Origin of the sequence: Amycolatopsis sp. NPDC051128, from assembly GCF_040682715.1 — a bacterium.
In the GTDB taxonomy this organism is placed as follows: Bacteria; Actinomycetota; Actinomycetes; order Mycobacteriales; family Pseudonocardiaceae; genus Amycolatopsis.
This window is the reverse complement of the sequence record NZ_JBFBBN010000028.1, coordinates 1-18,518: the sequence shown is the minus strand read 5'-3', so window position 1 is coordinate 18,518 and position 18,518 is coordinate 1. Positions and strand designations below refer to the sequence as shown.

The window sequence follows — 18,518 nt, the reverse complement described above, 5'->3', positions numbered from 1 at the left end:
TACACTGAATAGTGCACTGCAGGAGTGGAGCACCTGTCAACTTGGAACGCGGAGGATGTGACGTGAACAACGCAGTGGACGCTGTGTCGAGCGGGGCTCCGCCCCGAGCCCGGCAGGGGGCAGGCCCCCTGCACCCCCAAAAGAAGTCCGTACGCTGGAACCCGTGTCAGAGGAACCAGTGAGCCGTCAGGAGCGCAAGCTGCGCACGCGTCAGGCGCTGCTGGACACCGCCCTGGACCTGCTGGCCGACCGCCCGTTCGCGAGCCTTTCCCTGCGCGAGGTCGCGAAAGGCGCCGGCCTGGTGCCGACGGCGTTCTACCGGCACTTCGCCTCGATGGAGGAACTGGGCGTCGCGCTCGTCGAAGAAGCGACGCGCACGCTGCGCGGCATGATGCGCTCCGCCCGCGCCGATCCGGACACCTACCAGGGGATGGTCAGCGCCTCGGTGGCCACGGTCCAGCAATTCGTCCGGGCGAACGAGGACCATTTCCGGTTCCTGACGCGCGAGCGCTACGGCGGCGGCCCGCTCGCCCGGGCCATCGCCGCCGAACTGCGGATGTTCTCCGGCGACCTCGCGATCGACCTCGCCCGGTTCGCGCCACTGCGCGCGTGGAGCACCGAAGACCTGCACATGCTGGCCGACTTGATCGTTTCCGTGATGCTCACGACGATTGTCGAACTGCTCGAAGCCCGCCCAGGTGAGGACCCGAAAATCACCGGAATGGCGGAAAAACGGCTCCGGCTGGTACTCCTCGCGGTGCCGCACTGGAAAACCAGCTGAACAATTCCTGCCTGACGCTCGTATCTTCTGGCACATCCCCGAGACTTTCGACCCAAGTCACTGGGGACTGTCGGTCCGGCGTGGTACAACCCTCGGATCGTGCCTCGCCGATGAGGAGGTCGTGTGGCGGACAGCGAACAGGTTCAGCAGCTCACCGTGGGTGTGGTGGCCGAGTCGCGCCCCGGGGAGCGCCGGGTGGCCATGGTGCCCAAACTGGTCGGGCGGCTCACGCAGCGCGGGCTGCGCGTCGTCGTCGAACCGGGCGCCGGGGCCAGTGCGCACCTGAGTGACGACGCGTACACCCAGGCGGGCGCCGAACTCGGCGACGCGTGGGAAGCGCCGATCGTCGTGAAGGTGGCGCCACCCGCGCCGGAAGAGGTCGCGAAACTGAGCCGGGGCACCGTGCTCGTCGGCTTCCTCGACCCCCGCGGCAATCCAGAGGGGCTCGCGAAGCTCGAAGAAGCGGGCCTCCGGGCGTTCGCGATGGAGGCGATCCCGCGCATCTCCCGGGCCCAGGCCATGGACGCGCTGTCGTCGCAGGCAAGCATCGGCGGCTACCGCGCGGTGCTGCTCGCGGCCCAGAAACTCCCGCGGTTCTTTCCGATGCTCACCACGGCGGCGGGCACCGTGCCGCCGGCCAAGGTGCTGGTGCTCGGCGCCGGCGTCGCGGGCCTGCAGGCGCTGGCCACCGCCAAACGGCTCGGCGCGCAGACCACCGGCTACGACGTGCGGCCCGAGGTCGGCGAGCAGGTCAAGTCCCTGGGCGCGCAGTTCCTGGACCTCGGCATCGAGGCGGTGGGCGAAGGCGGGTACGCCCGCGAGCTGACCGCGGAGGAGCGCGCGGAGCAGCAGCGGCGGCTCACCGAGGCCATCACGAGGTTCGACGTCGTGATCACCGCGGCGCTGGTGCCGGGCCGCAAGGCGCCGACCCTGGTCACCGCGGACGCCGTCAAGGGCATGCCGGCCGGGTCGGTCGTCGTCGACCTCGCCGGCGAGAGCGGCGGCAACTGCGAGCTGACCAAGCCGGGCGAGGACGTCGTGGAGTACGACGTCACCATCTCGTCCCCGCTCAACCTGCCCGCCGAAATGCCTTCGCACGCCAGCGAGCTGTACGCGCGCAACGTCACCGAGCTGCTGGAGCTGCTGGTGACGAAGGAAGGCGCGCTGGAGCTGAACTTCGAAGACGAAATCGTCGCCGGTGCCTGCGTGGCCGGGCGCGAAGGGAGCGCGTCGTGAACGAGCCTGCGAGTGAACCGTTCAACACCGCGCCTTTGGCGAATGGCGCACCGAGCGTCAGCGGGGTGGGCGCGTGAGCCCGCTTGTCCAGAACCTGGCGGTGCTCGTGCTCGCCGGGTTCGTCGGCTTCGCCGTCATCTCCAAGGTCCCCAACACCCTGCACACCCCGCTGATGTCCGGCACCAACGCCATCCACGGCATCGTGCTGCTCGGCGGGCTGGTCGTGCTCGGCCTCGGCGTCGACGGCGTGTTCAACAAGATCCTGCTGGTGATCGCGATCGCCTTCGGCACGATCAACGTCGTCGGCGGCTTCCTCGTCACCGACCGGATGCTGTCGATGTTCAAGGCCAAGAAACCCGCTCCCGGTGAGGAGGACGAGAAGTGACCGACTTCGTCGCGATCCTCTACATCGTCGCGTTCGCCCTCTTCATCTACGGCCTGATGGGCCTCACCGGCCCGCGCACCGCGGTCCGCGGCAACTGGATCGCCGCGGTCGGCATGGGCATCGCGGTGATCGCGACCCTGCTCACCCCGGGCATGGGCAACTGGCTGCTGATCATCCTCGGCGTCGCGATCGGCGTGCTGGTCGGCGTGCCGTCCGCGCGCAAGGTCAAGATGACCGCGATGCCGCAGATGGTGGCGTTGTTCAACGGCGTCGGCGGCGGCGCCGTCGCGCTCATCGCGTGGGTGGAGTTCAACTCCACCGACGGCTACGCGCACGAACCGGCGTACATCGCGATCGCGTCGCTGTTAGCGGCGATCATCGGGTCGATCTCCTTCTGGGGCTCGAACATCGCGTTCGGCAAGCTCCAGGAGCTGATCAGCGGCCGCCCGGTCACGATGGGCAAGCTGCAGCAGCCGGTCAACGCGCTGCTCCTGCTGATCGCCCTTGCGTGCGCGGTGATCATCGTCGCCGGCGGCGACTCCGGGTGGCTGATCGTCGGGCTGCTCGTCGCGGCCGGCATCCTCGGGCTCACCGTGGTGCTGCCGATCGGCGGCGCGGACATGCCGGTGGTGATCTCGCTGCTCAACGCGTTCACCGGGCTCTCGGCCGCGGCCATGGGCCTCGCGCTGGACAACACGGCGCTGATCGTGGCCGGCATGATCGTCGGCGCGTCCGGCTCGATCCTGACCAACCTGATGGCCAAGGCGATGAACCGGTCCATCCCGGCGATCGTCGCGGGCGGCTTCGGCGGCGGTCCGGCGATCGCGTCCGGCGGGCCGAAGGAGGCGCGTCCGGTGCGCTCGACGAGCGCCGCCGACACCGCGATCCAGATGGCGTACGCCAGCAAGGTCGTCGTGGTGCCCGGCTACGGCATGGCCGTGGCGCAGGCGCAGCACACCGTCCGGGAGATGGCGAAGCTGCTGGAGAAGAAGGGGATCACGGTCGCCTACGCGATCCACCCGGTGGCCGGCCGGATGCCCGGGCACATGAACGTGCTGCTCGCCGAGGCCGACGTGCCCTACGAGCAGCTCAAGGAGATGGACGAGATCAACTCCGAGTTCGCCCAGACCGACGTCGCGCTGGTGATCGGCGCGAATGACGTCACCAACCCGGCCGCGCAGACCGACCCGAGCTCGCCGATCTACGGGATGCCGATCCTCAAGGTCAACGAGAGCCGGTCCGTGATCGTCTTGAAACGCGGGATGAGCTCCGGCTTCGCCGGCATCGACAACGACCTGTTCTACGATCCGAAGACCAGCATGCTCTTCGGGGACGCCAAGTCGTCGGTGGGCGACATCGTGGAGGAACTCAAAGCGCTATGACGAGCGGGTCGGATGTGCGTGCGGCGTTCACCGACCCGGCCGAAAACCTCGCGTTCGACGAAGCGCTCCTCCGGGTCGCGCCGGAGTCACCGGTGCTGTGGCTCTGGCGCAACCCGGTCTGCGTCGTGGTCGGACGAGGGCAGCGCCTCGCCCGCGAGGTGCGCGTCGAGGAGTGCGCCCACGACGGCGTCCCGGTGCTTCGGCGGGCCAGCGGCGGCGGCACCGTGTTCCACGACCCGGGCAATCTCAACGTCACCCTTGTGTTGCCGGGGCCGGCCGACCGGCCCCTGGAGGCGCTCGGCCAGGTGATGAGCGCCGCGGTCGACCAGCTCGGGCTGGTGCCGAGGATCGGGGATCGCGGGCTGTTCGTCGGCGACGCGAAGTTGTGCGGCTTCGCCGTGTTCCGCACGAAGACCGGATTGCTGGCCCACTCGACGCTGCTGGTCGAGACGTCCGCCGGGCTCGTCGGCCGCTACCTGACGAGCGCGCCGCCGGACCCGCGGCCGCTCGACTCCCACCGCAGCCCGGTGGCGTCGCTGGCCGAGCACGGCCTGCGGCCCGGCTTCCCCGCGGTCGAGGCGGCGGTGCGGGCGGCGGCGTCGCACCTCCTCGGGACGCTCGTGCCGCGCCCGCCGTCGGCCGCCGAACTGGCGCGGCAGCGGACGTTGCTGCACACCCGCTACCGCTACCCCGCCTGGCACGCGGACGGCGCCCAGCGCGCGGCCTGACTCAGAGACGGCGCAAAGCAGGCCGCCATCACAGCCACATGTAAAGCCCCCGTGAGGCGATGCATCTTTCATAGCGAAAGCTCTGACGTCCTGATGGCGGCCTTCGGTCGGTCTACTGTGGACCTACTCGGCCGCGGAGAACGTGACCGTGGGCACCTTGCGCGTGGACGCCCGGGTGGTCTTCTTCGGCTCCGCCGTCTTCCGGACAGGGGTGGCCTTCGCGGGCTCGGCCTTCGCCTTGGTGGTCTTCGCCGCGGCGGGCTTGGCCGCGGTTTTCGCCGTCGTGGTCTTCGTCGTGGCTGCCTTGGGCGCCGCCTTGGCAGGGGCAGCTTTGGTGGTGGCCGCGCGGCGCCCGGCGACCGGCTTCGCCGTCTTCGGTGCCGCCTTCGCCCGGGGCTTCTTCGCGCCCGGGACGAGCCGCGGCCGCTGCTTGCGGCCGCCGGTGCGGCGTCCGGCGTCGGCGTACCGCCGCAGCAGTTCGCGCAACGCCTCGGCGTTGGCGAAGGAAAGGTCGATGTCGTAGTCGATGCCGTCCAGCGCGAATCCGACGGTCTCCGCGGCGGGCTCCCCCGTCAGATCATCCAGCAACCGCACAGCCGTGTTTCTGGCCACGACAGACCTCCAGTGCTCGAACGTGTGGTTTTCGCGGCACCGGGTCCGGCGACACCCCGGTGCCGCCGATAACTTGCAGCTTCGGTGACGAGGATAGCCGCTGGCTTGCGTGATCCAGCGTAGTGGTGTGCGCTGAACCCATGGCTGGACAGAGTTTTGACGTAGTGGTGGTCGGTGCGGGTCCGGTGGGGGAGGTGGCCGCCGAACGAGCGGCTCGCGGAGGCCTCAAGGTCGCCCTCGTCGAGCACGAACGCTTCGGCGGCGAGTGCTCTTACTGGGCTTGTATCCCAAGCAAGGCGTTGCTGCGGCCGGGAAATCTCCTCGCCGCGGCGAAGCGGATGCCCGGAGTTTCGGTCGACGACCGGCTCGACCCCGCCCAGGTGTTCGCCCGCCGTGACTGGTTCACCGGCAAGGGCGACGACTCGGGGCAGGTCGACTGGGCGCGCGGCGCCGGCATCGAACCGGTCCGCGGGCACGGCGTGATCACCGGTGAGCGGGAAGTGACCGTCGACGGCGACCGCGTACTGACCGCGCGGCACGCGGTGATCGTCTGCACCGGCAGCGTGCCGCGCCTGCCGTCGATCCCCGGGCTGGACACGATCCGGCCGTGGGGTTCGCGGGAAGCGACGTCGGCGTCGTCGGTGCCGGCCCGGCTCGGCGTCCTCGGCGGCGGCGTGGTCGGCGTCGAGATGGCGCAGGCGTGGGCGCGGCTCGGCTCGGAGGTCCACCTGGTGATCACGGGTGAGCGCCCGCTGCCGCGCAACGCGGCGTTCGCCGGCGACCTGGTGCTGGCGGGCCTGCGCGAGGACGGCGTGACCGTGCACACGGGGTCGGGGGTCGAGCGCGTCGCGGCGGGTCCGGCCGGCACCGAGCTGACGCTGAAGGGCGGCGAGGTCCTCGTCGTCGACGAGTTCCTGGTGGCGACCGGACGCCGGCCCGCCACCGCCGGGCTCGGCCTGGAGACCTTCGGCGTGGACGCCGGCGCCGCGCTGACCGTCGACGACACCGGACGCGTGTCCGCAGTGGACGGTGGCTGGCTGTTCGCGGCCGGCGACGTCACCGGGCGGGCCCCGCTGACCCACCAGGGCAAGTACGGCGCCCGCGCGGCGGGGGACACGGTGGCCGCGCTGGCCGCGGGCCAGGAGGTCTCGGCGACGCCGTGGAGCCGGTTCACCGCCACCGCCGACCATCACGCGGTGCCGCAGGTGGTGTTCACCGACCCGGAGGTCGCGGCGGTCGGCCTGGCGGACGCGCGGGAGGGCTCGGCCGACCGCGTCGTCGACATCGACATCGCGGTGGCGGGCTCGTCGCTGCACGCGGACGGCTACACCGGCAAGGCCCGGATCGTCGTCGACACCGAGCGGAACGTGCTGCTCGGGGTGACGTTCGTCGGGCAGGACGTCTCGGAGCTGGTGCACTCGGCGACGGTCGCGATCGTCGGCGAGGTGCCGCTGGACCGGCTGTGGCACGCGGTGCCGTCGTTCCCGACGATCAGCGAGGTGTGGCTGCGGCTGCTCGAGGCCTACGGGCTCTGAGGCACCGGGCCCTGGGTCACTGGGCGGGCAGGTCCAGTGCCGCCTTGACGGCCCGGGTGAGGCCGGGGTCGTCCGGAGTGGACGGTCCCGGCGCCCAGACCGCCTGCACGATCCGGACCGAGGTGCTCTCGAGCTTGGAGGCGTAGGCGGCGTTCTCGAACCGCGGCACGGTGGCGCCCCACTTGCCGGTCTCGGTGGCGAGGTCGACGATCCCGCCACCGCCCGGGGTGTCGGCGACGGCCTTGAAGGCGGCGGCCTGGGCGGCGTCGGGGAACGCGACGATGCCGATGGTGACGGCGCCGGGCCGGCCGTCGATGGTCGCGGCGTAGCTCGCCCGCCGCACGCCGGAGCAGCTGGTCCGCTGCAGGCTGGCTTGGGCGTCGCCGAAGGCGTGCGACGCGCAGCCCTGGTCCCCGCCGGCGACGCGCAGGGCGAACCGGAGGCTCTCGGCGGGAGCCGCCGCGCTCGAGGGCGGCGGCTGGGTCGCGGGAGTGGGCGGCCCGGTCGGCGCGGCGGCGGTGTCGTCCCCGGTGGTGGCGATGGCCACGGCGGCGGCGACGAGGGCGACGAGGAGCCCGATGGCCCCGAGCGGAAGCCACCGCACGGTCCGCGAACCCCGGGCGGCGGGACGAGGCGCGGGTGCCGGCGGCGGGGTGGGCCGGGGGACGGGGCTGGGGGTCGGGAAGGGCCGCGGCGAACCAGCGGCGGGCTCGGTCGGCTGCTCGGCTTCGGCGGGGTGGGTGGTGGCTCGCCGGGATTGGGTGAATTGAGTGGTGGCTTGCCCGGGTTCGGCCGGCCGAGCGGTCGTCCGGTCGGGTTCGGCGGGAAAGCTGAGGTTTTCGGTTCGCTCGGTGTCGGGAGCGGGAGTTTCGGTGCGCTCCGTGTCCGTTCCGGTGGGTCTCGGGAATGGGGTCGGGGTTCCGGCGCCGGGGAACCGCCGCAGTACCGCCGCGTCGGCGGGACGGTCCGGCTCCTCGGGAGACGGGAGAACCTCGGTGCGTTCGGATTCCGCGGCCGGCGCCTTCGCGTCGCTGTGCGGAGCCGCGGTTTCCGCGGCCGTCGGGAGATCCGGTTCCGCCGCGGTTTCGGTGGGCTGCGCGTCGGCGGCGGGCTCGGGACCCGCGACGTCGGCGGCTTCGGGCTTGGCTGGACTGGCCGTCGCTGAACTCGTGGCCGCCGTACCCGCACCCGGCGCCGCCGGAACGTCCCAAAGGGACTCTGGCGGCGAGTCGTCCGTGAAGCGGCTGAAGCCTTCCCGCAGCAGCACCTCGTCCGAGAACTCCGGTGCCTCCGGGGCCAGCCCCCGGATCAACGCCCGGACCTGGTCCACCGAGCGGGGGCGGCGGGCCGTCGCCAGGGAGACCGTCGCCGCCAGCATCGTCGTCGGGGTCGGGTGGAGGACCCGGACCGGCCCCGCCAGGTCGCCCGCCGGCTGGTCCACCGTCTCCACGTACGGTCCTACCGCGACGATCGTCCCCACCGGCGCCGTGCCCGGCACCAGCTCCGCGATCCGGCGCTCGCACGCCTGGGAGAGGTCGAGGGCCTCGGTCGCCGGGTTGACGGCGTCGTCGCCGGCGACCAGGGGCCAGCCGTCGGACTTCCACGCCGCGCCCAGCGGGGCTTCCAGCCGCAGCGCCGGGTCCGGCAGGTCGACACCGATGACGATGATCACCCCGTGCGGCAGCAGGACCACCGCCTCGATCGGGCGCTCGGTCACCGAGCCGACGCCGATCAGCGCGATCCCGCCGATGACGGTGCTGCCGCGGCCCAGGGACGCCAGCGCCGCCCGGACGTCGTCGGCCACCCGGGACTGCTGCCGCTCCAGGCGCACCAGACGCACCGAAACCCCTTCCTGCTCGTCGTTCCGGATCATCACGCTAGCGCGCCTGGCGGTATCTATCGTGCGACACGGGGACGGCGCGGCCGCGCGCCCTCCGAAAGTGGGGCTGTGGGTGACTTGTGGTGTTCGTGTGGCCAAACAGCACGGTTGGGGTGCAGAATGTGCTACAACGCATCGGAGGCGGTATTCGGGAGCCGCACTGAGGCCGCGCTGCAGCTCGGAGTAGGGCGTAGGGGAAGACGTCCCTCGTCGAGCAACAAGCGGAGGTAGCAGTGAGCACCCGTGGCAGCACCCGAGGTGTGGTGTACGTCCACTCGTCGCCGTCTGCGGTGTGTCCGCACGTCGAGTGGGCCATTTCGGGCACCCTGGGTGCCCGCGTTGACCTGAAGTGGACGGCGCAGCCGGCCAGTCCGGGTCAGCTTCGCGCCGAATGCGGCTGGCGCGCGCCCGCGGGCACCGGCGCCAAACTGGCGGCGGCGCTCAAGGCGTGGCCGATGATTCGGTTCGAGGTGACCGAAGAGCCCAGCGCGGGCGTCGACGGCGAACGGTTCTGTTTCGCGCCCGGCCTCGGCCTGTGGCACGGGCGGACCAGCGCCAACGGCGACATCGTGGTGGGCGAAGACCAGCTGCGCGCCCTCGTCAGCATGACTCGCGGGGGTGAGTCGCTCGCGCACAAGCTCGACGAACTCCTCGCCGCGAGCTGGGACGAGGCGCTCGAGCCCTACCGCCACGCCGGCGACGGCGCCCCGGTGACCTGGCTGCACCAGGTGGGCTGACCGCACAGGGGCCGGGACCCGGGCAGGCGCCCGGGGACCGGCCGTACGGGCCGCTGGCTGGACTCGGGGCAGGTGCCCCGGGTGAGCCTGCTGCGCCAAGCCTGCCGCTGGGCTGGAACCCGGGCGGGTGCGCCGTAACCCCGCCGGCTGACCAGCGCCCGGAGACCCGCCCGCACCAGGTCGGTCGACCGCGGAGCCGGGGCCGGTACGATTTCCGGCGTGACCGCCCCCGCCCCCAGCTCCCGCCAGCGCTGGCTGGTGCCCGTCGTGGTCGTGGTGCTTTCGGTGACCGTGGGCAGCGGCCTGCTCGCGCGCGAGATCTACCGCCGTCCCGACCGGCCCGACGCGGACACCTCCGCCTCGGCCGTGCCGTCCTCGGCCATCAGCGGCGAGCCGGCCGCGGCCGGCGCCGTCCGGATGACCGACGACGCGCGGGTGCACCCGCAGGCCGGCGCCGTCCGCAAGCTGCTGGAGACCTACTTCGACGCCATCAACACCAAGCAGTACCAGCTGTGGGTGTCGACGGTCAGCTCGAAGCGGGCGGGGCAGCAGCCGATCGACGAGTGGAATGACGGCGTCCGCACCACAAAGGACAGTGACGTGCTGGTCTACCGGATCGAGCGCGGGGCCGGGTCGTCGTTGCGCGTGCTGGTGGGGTTCCGCAGCGAGCAGGCCGTCGTCGACGCTCCGCTGTTCTTCCGGGAACCCTGCATCCAGTGGCGGCTCGTCCTGCCGATCATCGTCGACAAGGAAAAGGGCGCGCTGAAGATCGACACCGTCGACGGCGGGCCACTCCCCGAACACGAGAAGTGCTGAACGCGAGAAGGGGCCCGGCCGAAGCCGGGCCCCTTCTCGTGGGTCAGTGTGCTCAGACCGCCGTGAACAGCAGGGCGGTGTTGTGCCCGCCGAAGCCGAACGAGTTGCTGATCGCCGCGGTCAGCTCGACCTTGCGCGGCTCGCCCGCCACGACGTCCAGCTGTACCCGCGGGTCCAGGTCGGTCAGGTTCCGGGTGGCCGGCACGATGCCGTGGTACAGCGACAGGATCGTGATGATCCCCTCCACCGCGCCGGCGCCGCCGACGAGGTGACCGAGCGAGCCCTTCGGCGCCGTCACGACCGGGTGTTCCCCGACCGCCTTGCGGATCGCCGCCGCCTCGCCGATGTCACCGACCACAGTGGACGTCGCGTGGGCGTTCACGTGCCCGACGTCCGCGGCGGTCACCCCGGCCATCTTCATCGCCGCGCGCATCGCGGCGATCTGGCCGATGCCCTCGGGGTGGTTGCCGGTGATGTGGTAGGCGTCCGAGGTGATGCCGTGCCCGGCGAGCGTCGCGTAGACGCGTGCCCCGCGGGCCTTCGCCAGGTCCGCGCGCTCCAGGATGACCACGCCGGCGCCCTCGCCGAGGACGAAGCCGTCCCGGCTCGCGTCGAACGGGCGCGACGCGCTCGCCGGGTCGTCGTTGCGCGTGGACACCGTGCGGGCCTGGGCGAACCCGGCCAGCGTGATCGGGTGGATGCACGCTTCGGCGCCCCCCGCGATCACGACGTCGGCGCGCCCGGAGCGGATCATCTCCACTCCGCTCGCGATGCCCTCGGCACCCGAGGCGCAGGCCGAGGCCGGGGAGTGCACCCCGGCCCGCGCCTTCAGGTCGATGCCCACGTGCGCGGCCGGGCCGTTCGGCATCAGCATCGGCACGGTCAGCGGCGACACCTTGCGGAGACCCTGCTGGTGCAACAGGTCGTTCTGGGTGAGCAGGGTGACCGGGCCGCCGATGCCGGTGCCGATCGACACGCCGAGACGGTCGGGGTCGACATCGGTGTGCTCGTCGGTCGGCTCCGTGAACCCGGCGTCGGCCCACGCCTGCCGGGCGGCGATCAGCGCGACCTGCTCGCACCGGTCCAGCCGGCGGGCCTGGACCCGCGGCAGGACCTCGGTCGGGTCGACGGCGAGGACGCCGCCGATCTTGACCGGCAGCTGCAGCTCCTCGACCCAGTCGGCCTCGATCGCGCGGACCCCGCTCGCCCCGGCCAGCAGACCGTCCCAGGTGGACGTGACGTCCCCGCCGAGCGGTGTGGTGGCGCCGAGACCGGTGATCACGACGTCGATGTTGCTCATGGGAGTCTCCTCAAGGAGGGAAGCGGCCTTACTTGGAGTTGGCCGACACGTAGTTCACCGCGTCGCCCACGGTCTTCAGGTTGGCGAGCTCGTCGTCCGGGATCTTGACGCCGAACTTGTCCTCGGCCTGCACGGCGATCTCGACCATCGACAGCGAGTCGATGTCCAGGTCGTCCACGAACGACTTCTCGGCGGTGACGTCGTCCTGAGCCACACCGGCCACCTCTTCGACGATCTCGGCGAGGCCGGCGAGGATCTCAGCGTTGTCAGCCATGGGGTTTGTTCCCTTCTCGGTGTTTCTGGGTTCTGGGGCCCTCGGGCGAGTCGCCCGCGGGGAGCGTAACGGTGATCAGGGGCAGACGAACGCCTGCCCGGCGTAGGACAGGCCCGCGCCGAACCCGACCGCCAGCACCACGTCGCCGGGCTTCGCCGTCCCGGCCTTGCGCATGTGGTCCAGCGCCAGGGGGATGGACGCCGACGAGGTGTTGCCGGAGTACTTGATGTCGTCGGCGACGGCCATGTCGTCGCGGGCGCCGTTGGCCCGCAGCTTCTTCGCGATCGCCTCGACGATGCGCAGGTTCGCCTGGTGCGGGATCAGCACGTCCACATCGGACGCCTTGAGCCCGGCGACCTCGAGCGCGCGCAACGCGATCGGCGCGATCTGGGTCGTCGCCCACCGGAAGACCGACTGGCCCTCCTGGTAGATGTACTTCTCGTCGCGCATGTAGATCAGGTCGACCAGGTCGCCCGCGCTGCCCCAGGACACCGGGCCGATCAGCGGCTCGTCGGACGCGCCGACGACCGCGGCGCCCGCGCCGTCGGCGAAGATGATCGCGTTCGCGCGGTCGGTCGGGTCGACCGAGTCGGTGAGCTTCTCCGCGCCGATCACCAGGACCTTCTTCGCCGAGCCGGCCCGGACCAGGTCGGAGGCGACGCCGAGGCCGTAGCAGAACCCGGCGCACGCGGCGTTGAGGTCGAACGCGCCGGGGCTGGGGATGCCGATCCGCGCGGCGACCTGGGCGGCGGCGTTCGGGATCAGCGTCGGCATGGTGCAGTTCGGCAGGATCACCGTGTCCACTTCGGACGGATCGACACCGGCGTCGGCGAGCGCGGCGGTGCCGGCGGCCACGGCCAGGTCGGTCAGCAGCTCGTCCTTCTCGGCGAACCGCCGCTCGATGATCCCGACGCGGTCGCGGATCCACTGGTCGTCGGTGTCCATGATCTGCGAGAGGTCGTCGTTGGTGACGATCTTCTCCGGCTGCGCGCTGCCGATACCCAGCACACGGCTGCCGCGGGATCCCGGGGTGAGGCTCAGGGCGGGTCGGTCGGTCACGAGGCGTCCTCCTGGCGCAGCGCCGCCAGTTCGGCGGGCGTCTTAAGCGCGGTGGTAGTGGTGACGACGCCCTTGAGCTGCCGCTTGACCAGGCCGGTCAGGGTGCCCGCGGGCGCCAGTTCGACGGTGCGGGTGACACCGAGCGAGACCAGGCCGTCCATCGTCAGGTCCCAGCGGACCGAGCGGGTGACCTGCGAGACCAGCCGCTCCAGGTACTCCGCCCCGCTGGTGACGACGGCGCCGTCCGCGTTGGACAGCAGCGGGCGGACCGGGTCGGCCGGGGTCAGCTCGGCGGCGTGGGCGCGCAACGCCTCTTCGGCGGGCGCCATGTACTGCGTGTGGAACGCGCCGGCGACCTTGAGGGCGCGGATCTTCGTGCCTTCGAGGGGCTCGTCGATGATCTTCGCGATGGCGTCGGCGGCGCCGGAGGCGACGATCTGCCCCGCGCCGTTGCGGTTCGCCGCGGTCAGGCCCTGCTCGCCCAGCCACGCGACGACCTGCTCGGGGTCCCCGAGCATCACCGCGGCCATCGACGTCGGTTCCAGCGCGCACGCCTTCGCCATCTCGGCGCCCCGGACGGCGGCGAGCGCGACGGCTTCTTCGGGCTTCAGCACCCCGGCGATCGCGGCGGCGGCGAGTTCGCCGACGGAGTGCCCGGCGACGGGCGCGTCCGCGGGCACCGGCGCGGTGGCCTGGAGGTGCTCGAAGGTGAGCAGCGACAGCGCGACGATCAGCGGCTGCGCGATCGCGGTGTCCTGGATCTCGTCGGCGTCCGCCTCGGTGCCGAGGCGGAGCAGGTCGAGCCCGGCGCGGTCGGACCACTGGGCGACGCGCTCGCGCGCCCCGTCGAGGTCGAGCCAGGGCGTGAACATACCGGGGGCCTGGGCCCCCTGACCGGGAGCGAGGACTGCTGCTGTCACCCTTCAAGACAACACGTGCAAGGGTGTTTCCCGGGATGCTGACGCTGACAGTGTCTGCCCGGCGTCTTTGTCGGAAACCTCCAAAGATGCGGGCCAGAAGCTCACGCGTAACCCGGAAGCCTTGTCGGGTTCAATCACCTGACGCTGTTAAGTCCATCACGTGACGGGGGTCTCGGACAAGCCCCGGGCGGAGGTGGATGAGCCGGCGTCACCAGAGACCGCGGGACCGGGCCAGCCGGCCCACGGTCAGCGCGATCCGGAGCACGAGGGCGTCCCGTGGGTCGGTCGGCTGGCAGCCCGTCAGGTCCGCCGCCTTCCGGAGCCGGTAGCGGACTGTGTTCGGGTGCACGAACAGCGTCTTCGCGCACGTCTCCAGCACCCCGCCGCTCTCGAGGTACGCCTCCACCGTGCGTTGCAGGGTCGGGCCGGCCTCTTCCAGAGGGCGGGCGATCGTGTCCACCAGCAGGCGCTCCGCCTCCGCGTCCCCCGACAGCGCCCGCTCGGGCAGCAGGTCCGTCGACCGGACCGGCCGGGGCGCGGCCGGCCAGCCGACCACCGCGCGCAACCCCGAGAGCGCCTCGGTCGCGCTGTGATGGGCTTCGGCCAGCGTCGGCATCGTCGGGCCCGCGACCACCGGGCCCTCGGCGAACGCCACCGACATCCGGGCGAGGATCTCCCTCTCCTTCGCACCGCCGTCGGTCGGCCCGCCCACCACGACGACCAGCCGCGAGCCCTGCACCGACAGCAGCACCGGGCGGCCGACGCGGGCCGCGCGGCTGCGGACCTCGAACACCACCGTCGGCGGGTCCTCCGACGGCGGGTTGCCGACCAGCACGGTCGCCGCCGCCGTGGGGTCCCAGCCCAGCGCCGTGGCCCGCGACAGCACCGACTCCTCGGCGTCGCCGCGGACGATGCCGTCGACGACCAGCGCCTCCAGCCGGGCGTCCCACGCGCCGCGGGCCTCCGCCGCGGCGGCGTACGAGTTGGCCGCCGCGAACGCGATTTCCCGGCCGTAGCGCAGGATTCCCTCGATCAGCGCCGCCCGCTCCGCCTCGTTCGCGGCGAACTCGGGCAGCTGCTCCTCGAACACCTCGATGGCCAGCCGCACCATGCCGACCGCCTGGCGCAGGCTGACCCAGCGCGAAAGCTCGGCCGGCGCGTCGCGGAACGCCTCGGTCGTCAGCTTCAGGGCCTCCTTCGAGTCCCGCAGCCAGCCGACGAAACCCGCGGCCCCCGCCTGCGTGATCAGCAGCACGCTCGCGCGCTGGTCGGCGGGCAGCCGGGCGAACCACGACAGCCGCTGCTCCATCACCGCGATGCTCGCGCTCGCCAGGCTGCCGGACGCGCGCTCCAGCCGCCGGAGCGTCTTCACGGACAGTCCGTGGTGCTTCGGCACCTGGCGCGGGGCGGTCGTTCCATCCATGGCGAAGCGATCCTACGTGTCCGCGAAATTCGGGGCCCCCGACGGCAACGCCAGCCGGTGGGTAGTGCGTGTACGTACTGCCTAGGATCGGGGCCACACAGAATGGGGGAACCGGAATGACCGGTTTAGAGATCGACGGGATCTCCAAACGCTACGGCGACGTGGTCGCCCTGCGCGAAATGACGTTCGAAGTCCGGCCGGGCGAACTGTTCGGGTTCGTCGGCAGCAACGGCGCCGGCAAGACCACGACCATGCGGATCGCGCTCGGCGTGCTCTCCGCCGACGCCGGCGAAGTCCGCTACGCCGGTGAGCCGGTCACGCACGAAACGCGTCGCCACATCGGGTACATGCCGGAAGAACGCGGCCTCTACCCGAAGATGAAGGTCGCCGAGCAGCTGACCTACCTCGCCCGGCTGCACGGCATGTCCGCGGCCGACGCGCGGGCGTCGGCCGGGAAGTGGACCGAACGGCTCGGCGTCGCCACGCGCCGCGAAGACGAGGTCCAGAAGCTCAGCCTCGGCAACCAGCAACGCGTCCAGCTGGCCGCCGCGCTGGTGCACGAGCCGCGGATCCTCGTGCTCGACGAGCCGTTCTCCGGCCTCGACCCGGTCGCGGTCGACGTGATGAGCCAGGTGCTCAAGGAGAAGGCCGCCGAGGGCGTGCCGGTCGTGTTCTCCAGCCACCAGCTCGACCTGGTGGAGCGGCTCTGCGACCGGGTCGGGATCGTCCGGAGTGGACAGATGGTCGCCGTCGGCACGGTCGGCGAGCTGCGCTCCGGCGGCGCCGTGCGGCTGCGCGTCGACGCGCCTGAGGCCGCCGACGGCTGGGCCGGCGGCCTGCCCGGGGTGAAGGTGCTCGGCCGGACGGGCTCGGTGACCGAGCTCGAGCTCGGCGACGGCGCCGACGACCAAGCCGTCCTCAAGGCCGCGCTGGCCACCGGGCCGGTGCGTGAGTTCGCCCGCGAGCAGCCGTCGCTGACCGACCTGTTCCGGTCCGTCGTCACCAGCGAGGAGGTTGCCGCATGACCACCCCGGTTCCGGACGTCCGGATGAGCCCCACGGCGGCGGTCGGCCTGGTCGCGTCCCGCGAGATCAGCACCCGCGTGAAGTCGAAGGCCTACCGCGTGAGCACCGTGATCATGCTGCTGCTGATCGTGGTCGGCATCATGCTGATCAAGCTGATCTCGGGCGGAAACGGCCCCGACTCGACGGTCGGTTACACCTCGGCCACCGCCCCGCTTGCCGCGCCGCTGAAGGCCGGCGGCCAGACGGTCGGCGAGAAGATCGACACGGTGCAGGTCGCCGACGAGGCCGCCGGGCGCGCCAAGCTGGCCGACGGCTCGATCGACGCGCTGCTCACCGGCGATGGCAAGAGCGTGCACGTCCAGGTGAAGAAGGACCTCGACGGCAAAATCGCGAACGTCCTGCAGATCGTGTCCCAGCAGGTGGCGGTGACCGAGCAGGTCACCGCGCTGGGCGGGAACCCGGCCCGGTTCCAGGCGGCGATCGCGTCGGCGAAGTTCGTCGAGGACCCGCCGCTGGAGGAGCCGTACGACTACAACGGCCAGCAGCTCGTGCTGGGCATCGTCGCCGGGATCCTGATCTACATGTCGTTGCTGCTCAACGGCCAGAGCGTCGCGCAGGGCGTCGTCGAGGAAAAGACGTCCCGGGTCGTCGAACTGCTGCTCTCGACGATCAAGCCGTGGCAGCTGATGGCCGGGAAGGTGCTCGGCATCGGGTTGGTCGGGCTGATCCAGATGGTCGTGATCGGCGCCGGTGGTGTCATCACCGGCCTGGCCACGGGGGTGCTCACCATCTCCGTTTCCGCGGCCGTCGGCACGGTCGTCTGGCTGATCGTGTGGTACCTGCTCGGGTTCCTCATGTACTCGATCGTGTTCGCCGCGCTGGGGGCGCTGGTTTCGCGCCAGGAAGACGTCGCCGGCGCGACGATGCCGGCCCTGATGCTGGTGATGGTCGGATACATCGTCGGCATTTCCGTGCTGCCGTCGGATCCGGGCAACACGTTCGCCGAAGTGCTGTCGGTGATTCCGGTGTTCTCACCGACGCTGATGCCGATGCGGCTCGCGATGGGCGGTGTGCCCGTGTGGGAAGCGGTGGTGTCGGTGGTGCTGGTGGTGCTGATGATTCCGGCGCTGATCTGGTTCGCCGCCCGGATCTACCGGAACGCGGTCATGCGCACCGGGGCGAAGGTGAAACTCCGCGACGCCCTGCGTGCCGCCTGACGTTCTTCCGCTGTTCATTGGGCGCTGTTCATTCGGCGCCGTTTCATTCGGTTCCCGGGGTGCCCCGGCAATGTTCGAGGCCGCCCGGCGCTTGCGGTTTACGCTGCGCCGGACGGCCTCGTCTCCCCGGTCCCCACCGGTAGAACCAGTATGGCCACCGGTGATCTTCGCGCGCCAGTCGTCTCACTCGATCGTGGGGCCCACGAGTTGCCGCCTCCGGATACCTGATCAACGATCCGGTGCACGCGATTCGGGTGCGCAACCCGCGGAGGGAGTCGGTATGGGCCAGCAACTGCAGGACGGGCTCGGGCAGGCGTGGGCGATGGTGGCCACGTTCGTCCCGAAACTCGTCGGATTTCTGATCATCCTGCTGATCGGCTGGCTGATCGCGAAGGGCGTTTCGAAAGGGCTGGGGCTCGTCCTCGGGAAAGCCGGTTTCGGGAGACTCGTCGAGAAGACCGGCCTGAGCGGAAACATCGGCCAGCAGAGGGTCGACGCGGCCGGAATCCTCGTGAAACTCGTCTACTACTTCATTCTGCTGATCGCGCTGCAGCTGGCGTTCGGCGCGTTCGGGCCGGCCAACCCGGTGAGCCAGCTGCTCAACGAGATCATCGCGTTCCTGCCGCGGATCGTGGTGGCGCTGGTGCTCGTCGTGGTGGCCGCGGCCATCGCCAAGGTGGTGCGTGACGTCGTCGTGTCCGCGTTGGCCGGCCGCCAGGCGGCGCGCCCGCTTTCGCTGGCGGCTTACTGGCTGATCATGGCGTTCGGCATCATCGCGGCGCTCGGCCAGGTGAACATCGCGACGGCGATCACCGGCCCGCTGCTGATCGCGGTGCTCGCGACGATCGGCGGCGTGATCGTGGTCGGCCTCGGCGGCGGCCTGATCAAGCCGGCGCAGGAGCGCTGGCGCGGCTGGATGACGAACATGGAGCACCAGTGGGAGACGCCGGCGCAGCGCAGCGGCGAGATGAGGACGCCGCCCCGCGCGCCGGTCGGCCCGGACAACACCCCGACCCCGCCGGCGGGAACGCCTCGCCCGCAGGGCTGAGCCCGCGCGTGCCAAGCGCCCAATGTGGCGTTCGGTCAAGGCCGGGCAGTTAGCTGCGGCAGCGAGCTGTCAAGCTGCCCGATTGGCCCGGTTTCAGGTGCTCGCCCACGGCCGTGAATGGCCCATTGAGGGACATAGACAACCAGAACACGTCCATGCGG

The 18,518-nt window shown here is 71.4% G+C and carries 18 protein-coding genes; 11 read left to right on the top strand and 7 right to left on the bottom strand.

Annotation, left to right across the window (positions count from 1 at the left end; all coding sequences use genetic code 11):
- The first annotated feature begins 163 nt into the window (after positions 1-163).
- The 5 genes from AB0M82_RS26120 (at position 164) to AB0M82_RS26100 (ending at position 4,512) form a co-directional block, all read left to right on the top strand.
- Positions 164-781, top strand: coding sequence for a TetR family transcriptional regulator (locus AB0M82_RS26120; protein ID WP_364726865.1), 618 nt, complete (start codon positions 164-166; stop codon positions 779-781).
- Between the two features lie 123 nt (positions 782-904).
- Positions 905-2,017 carry a Re/Si-specific NAD(P)(+) transhydrogenase subunit alpha gene (locus AB0M82_RS26115; RefSeq protein ID WP_364726862.1) on the top strand — a complete coding sequence of 371 codons (1,113 nt, stop codon included), beginning with the start codon at positions 905-907 and terminating at the stop codon, positions 2,015-2,017.
- A gap of 73 nt (positions 2,018-2,090) precedes the next feature.
- On the top strand, positions 2,091-2,402 hold the full coding sequence (locus AB0M82_RS26110) for an NAD(P) transhydrogenase subunit alpha (protein WP_020644581.1): 312 nt from the start codon (positions 2,091-2,093) through the stop codon (positions 2,400-2,402).
- Complete coding sequence (locus tag AB0M82_RS26105) at positions 2,399-3,784, top strand: NAD(P)(+) transhydrogenase (Re/Si-specific) subunit beta (RefSeq protein WP_364726859.1); 1,386 nt, start codon at positions 2,399-2,401, stop codon at positions 3,782-3,784. The genes AB0M82_RS26110 and AB0M82_RS26105 overlap by 4 nt, the downstream gene beginning before the upstream one ends.
- Entirely contained in the window at positions 3,781-4,512 is a 732-nt protein-coding gene (locus AB0M82_RS26100; protein WP_364726857.1) for a lipoate--protein ligase family protein, read from the top strand. The genes AB0M82_RS26105 and AB0M82_RS26100 overlap by 4 nt, the downstream gene beginning before the upstream one ends.
- Before the next feature lie 123 nt (positions 4,513-4,635).
- Here AB0M82_RS26100 and AB0M82_RS26095 read toward each other — a convergent pair whose 3' ends face one another.
- Positions 4,636-5,124 (bottom strand): Lsr2 family protein, encoded by a 489-nt coding sequence (locus AB0M82_RS26095; protein ID WP_364726854.1) that lies wholly within the window; start codon positions 5,122-5,124, stop codon positions 4,636-4,638.
- 140 nt (positions 5,125-5,264) lie between these two features.
- On the opposite strand from AB0M82_RS26095, the gene AB0M82_RS26090 reads away from it, so the two are divergent.
- Entirely contained in the window at positions 5,265-6,659 is a 1,395-nt protein-coding gene (locus AB0M82_RS26090) for an NAD(P)/FAD-dependent oxidoreductase (RefSeq protein ID WP_364726852.1), read from the top strand.
- A gap of 16 nt (positions 6,660-6,675) precedes the next feature.
- On the opposite strand, the gene AB0M82_RS26085 is transcribed toward AB0M82_RS26090, so the two are convergent.
- Positions 6,676-8,499: a hypothetical protein gene (locus tag AB0M82_RS26085; protein ID WP_364727084.1), complete on the bottom strand. Its 1,824-nt coding sequence runs from the start codon at positions 8,497-8,499 to the stop codon at positions 6,676-6,678.
- A 272-nt stretch (positions 8,500-8,771) separates the two neighbouring features.
- Between AB0M82_RS26085 and AB0M82_RS26080 the strand changes: the two genes are divergently transcribed.
- Together AB0M82_RS26080 and AB0M82_RS26075 are read left to right on the top strand one after the other, a co-directional pair.
- Positions 8,772-9,275, top strand: coding sequence for a DUF3145 domain-containing protein (locus AB0M82_RS26080; RefSeq protein ID WP_364726849.1), 504 nt, complete (start codon positions 8,772-8,774; stop codon positions 9,273-9,275).
- 219 nt (positions 9,276-9,494) lie between these two features.
- Positions 9,495-10,091, top strand: a complete 597-nt coding sequence (locus tag AB0M82_RS26075) for a hypothetical protein (protein ID WP_364726846.1) — start codon at positions 9,495-9,497, stop codon at positions 10,089-10,091.
- A 52-nt stretch (positions 10,092-10,143) separates the two neighbouring features.
- Here the strand turns inward: AB0M82_RS26075 and AB0M82_RS26070 are convergent, their stop codons facing one another.
- From AB0M82_RS26070 to AB0M82_RS26050, 5 genes are all read right to left on the bottom strand, one after another.
- Entirely contained in the window at positions 10,144-11,391 is a 1,248-nt protein-coding gene (locus AB0M82_RS26070; RefSeq protein ID WP_364726843.1) for a beta-ketoacyl-[acyl-carrier-protein] synthase family protein, read from the bottom strand.
- A gap of 28 nt (positions 11,392-11,419) precedes the next feature.
- The gene (locus AB0M82_RS26065; protein ID WP_004559006.1) at positions 11,420-11,665 is read right to left on the bottom strand and encodes an acyl carrier protein; all 246 of its coding nucleotides are present in this window, start codon (positions 11,663-11,665) and stop codon (positions 11,420-11,422) included.
- A 75-nt stretch (positions 11,666-11,740) separates the two neighbouring features.
- Positions 11,741-12,724 (bottom strand): beta-ketoacyl-ACP synthase III, encoded by a 984-nt coding sequence (locus AB0M82_RS26060; RefSeq protein ID WP_364726840.1) that lies wholly within the window; start codon positions 12,722-12,724, stop codon positions 11,741-11,743.
- Positions 12,721-13,644, bottom strand: a complete 924-nt coding sequence (locus AB0M82_RS26055; protein WP_364726837.1) for an ACP S-malonyltransferase — start codon at positions 13,642-13,644, stop codon at positions 12,721-12,723. The genes AB0M82_RS26060 and AB0M82_RS26055 overlap by 4 nt, the downstream gene beginning before the upstream one ends.
- Before the next feature lie 208 nt (positions 13,645-13,852).
- Complete coding sequence (locus AB0M82_RS26050; RefSeq protein ID WP_364726834.1) at positions 13,853-15,067, bottom strand: helix-turn-helix domain-containing protein; 1,215 nt, start codon at positions 15,065-15,067, stop codon at positions 13,853-13,855.
- A 116-nt stretch (positions 15,068-15,183) separates the two neighbouring features.
- On the opposite strand from AB0M82_RS26050, the gene AB0M82_RS26045 reads away from it, so the two are divergent.
- The 3 genes from AB0M82_RS26045 (at position 15,184) to AB0M82_RS26035 (ending at position 18,357) form a co-directional block, all read left to right on the top strand.
- On the top strand, positions 15,184-16,092 hold the full coding sequence (locus AB0M82_RS26045) for an ATP-binding cassette domain-containing protein (RefSeq protein WP_364726832.1): 909 nt from the start codon (positions 15,184-15,186) through the stop codon (positions 16,090-16,092).
- Positions 16,089-17,309 (top strand): ABC transporter permease, encoded by a 1,221-nt coding sequence (locus tag AB0M82_RS26040; protein ID WP_364726829.1) that lies wholly within the window; start codon positions 16,089-16,091, stop codon positions 17,307-17,309. Before AB0M82_RS26045 ends, AB0M82_RS26040 begins: the two co-directional genes overlap by 4 nt.
- Positions 17,310-17,589: 280 nt before the next feature.
- Positions 17,590-18,357, top strand: coding sequence for a hypothetical protein (locus AB0M82_RS26035; protein ID WP_364726826.1), 768 nt, complete (start codon positions 17,590-17,592; stop codon positions 18,355-18,357).
- The last annotated feature ends 161 nt before the right edge of the window (positions 18,358-18,518 follow it).

Bases quoted from the DNA above. Each gene is read 5' to 3' on its own strand.
- AB0M82_RS26100 (WP_364726857.1), top strand. From the start codon at position 3,781: ATGACGAGCGGGTCGGATGTGCGTGCGGCGTTCACCGACCCGGCCGAA.
- AB0M82_RS26090 (WP_364726852.1), top strand. From the start codon at position 5,265: ATGGCTGGACAGAGTTTTGACGTAGTGGTGGTCGGTGCGGGTCCGGTG.
- AB0M82_RS26070 (WP_364726843.1), bottom strand. From the start codon at position 11,391: ATGAGCAACATCGACGTCGTGATCACCGGTCTCGGCGCCACCACACCG.
- AB0M82_RS26065 (WP_004559006.1), bottom strand. From the start codon at position 11,665: ATGGCTGACAACGCTGAGATCCTCGCCGGCCTCGCCGAGATCGTCGAA.
- AB0M82_RS26050 (WP_364726834.1), bottom strand. From the start codon at position 15,067: ATGGATGGAACGACCGCCCCGCGCCAGGTGCCGAAGCACCACGGACTG.
- AB0M82_RS26045 (WP_364726832.1), top strand. From the start codon at position 15,184: ATGACCGGTTTAGAGATCGACGGGATCTCCAAACGCTACGGCGACGTG.
- AB0M82_RS26040 (WP_364726829.1), top strand. From the start codon at position 16,089: ATGACCACCCCGGTTCCGGACGTCCGGATGAGCCCCACGGCGGCGGTC.
- AB0M82_RS26035 (WP_364726826.1), top strand. From the start codon at position 17,590: ATGGGCCAGCAACTGCAGGACGGGCTCGGGCAGGCGTGGGCGATGGTG.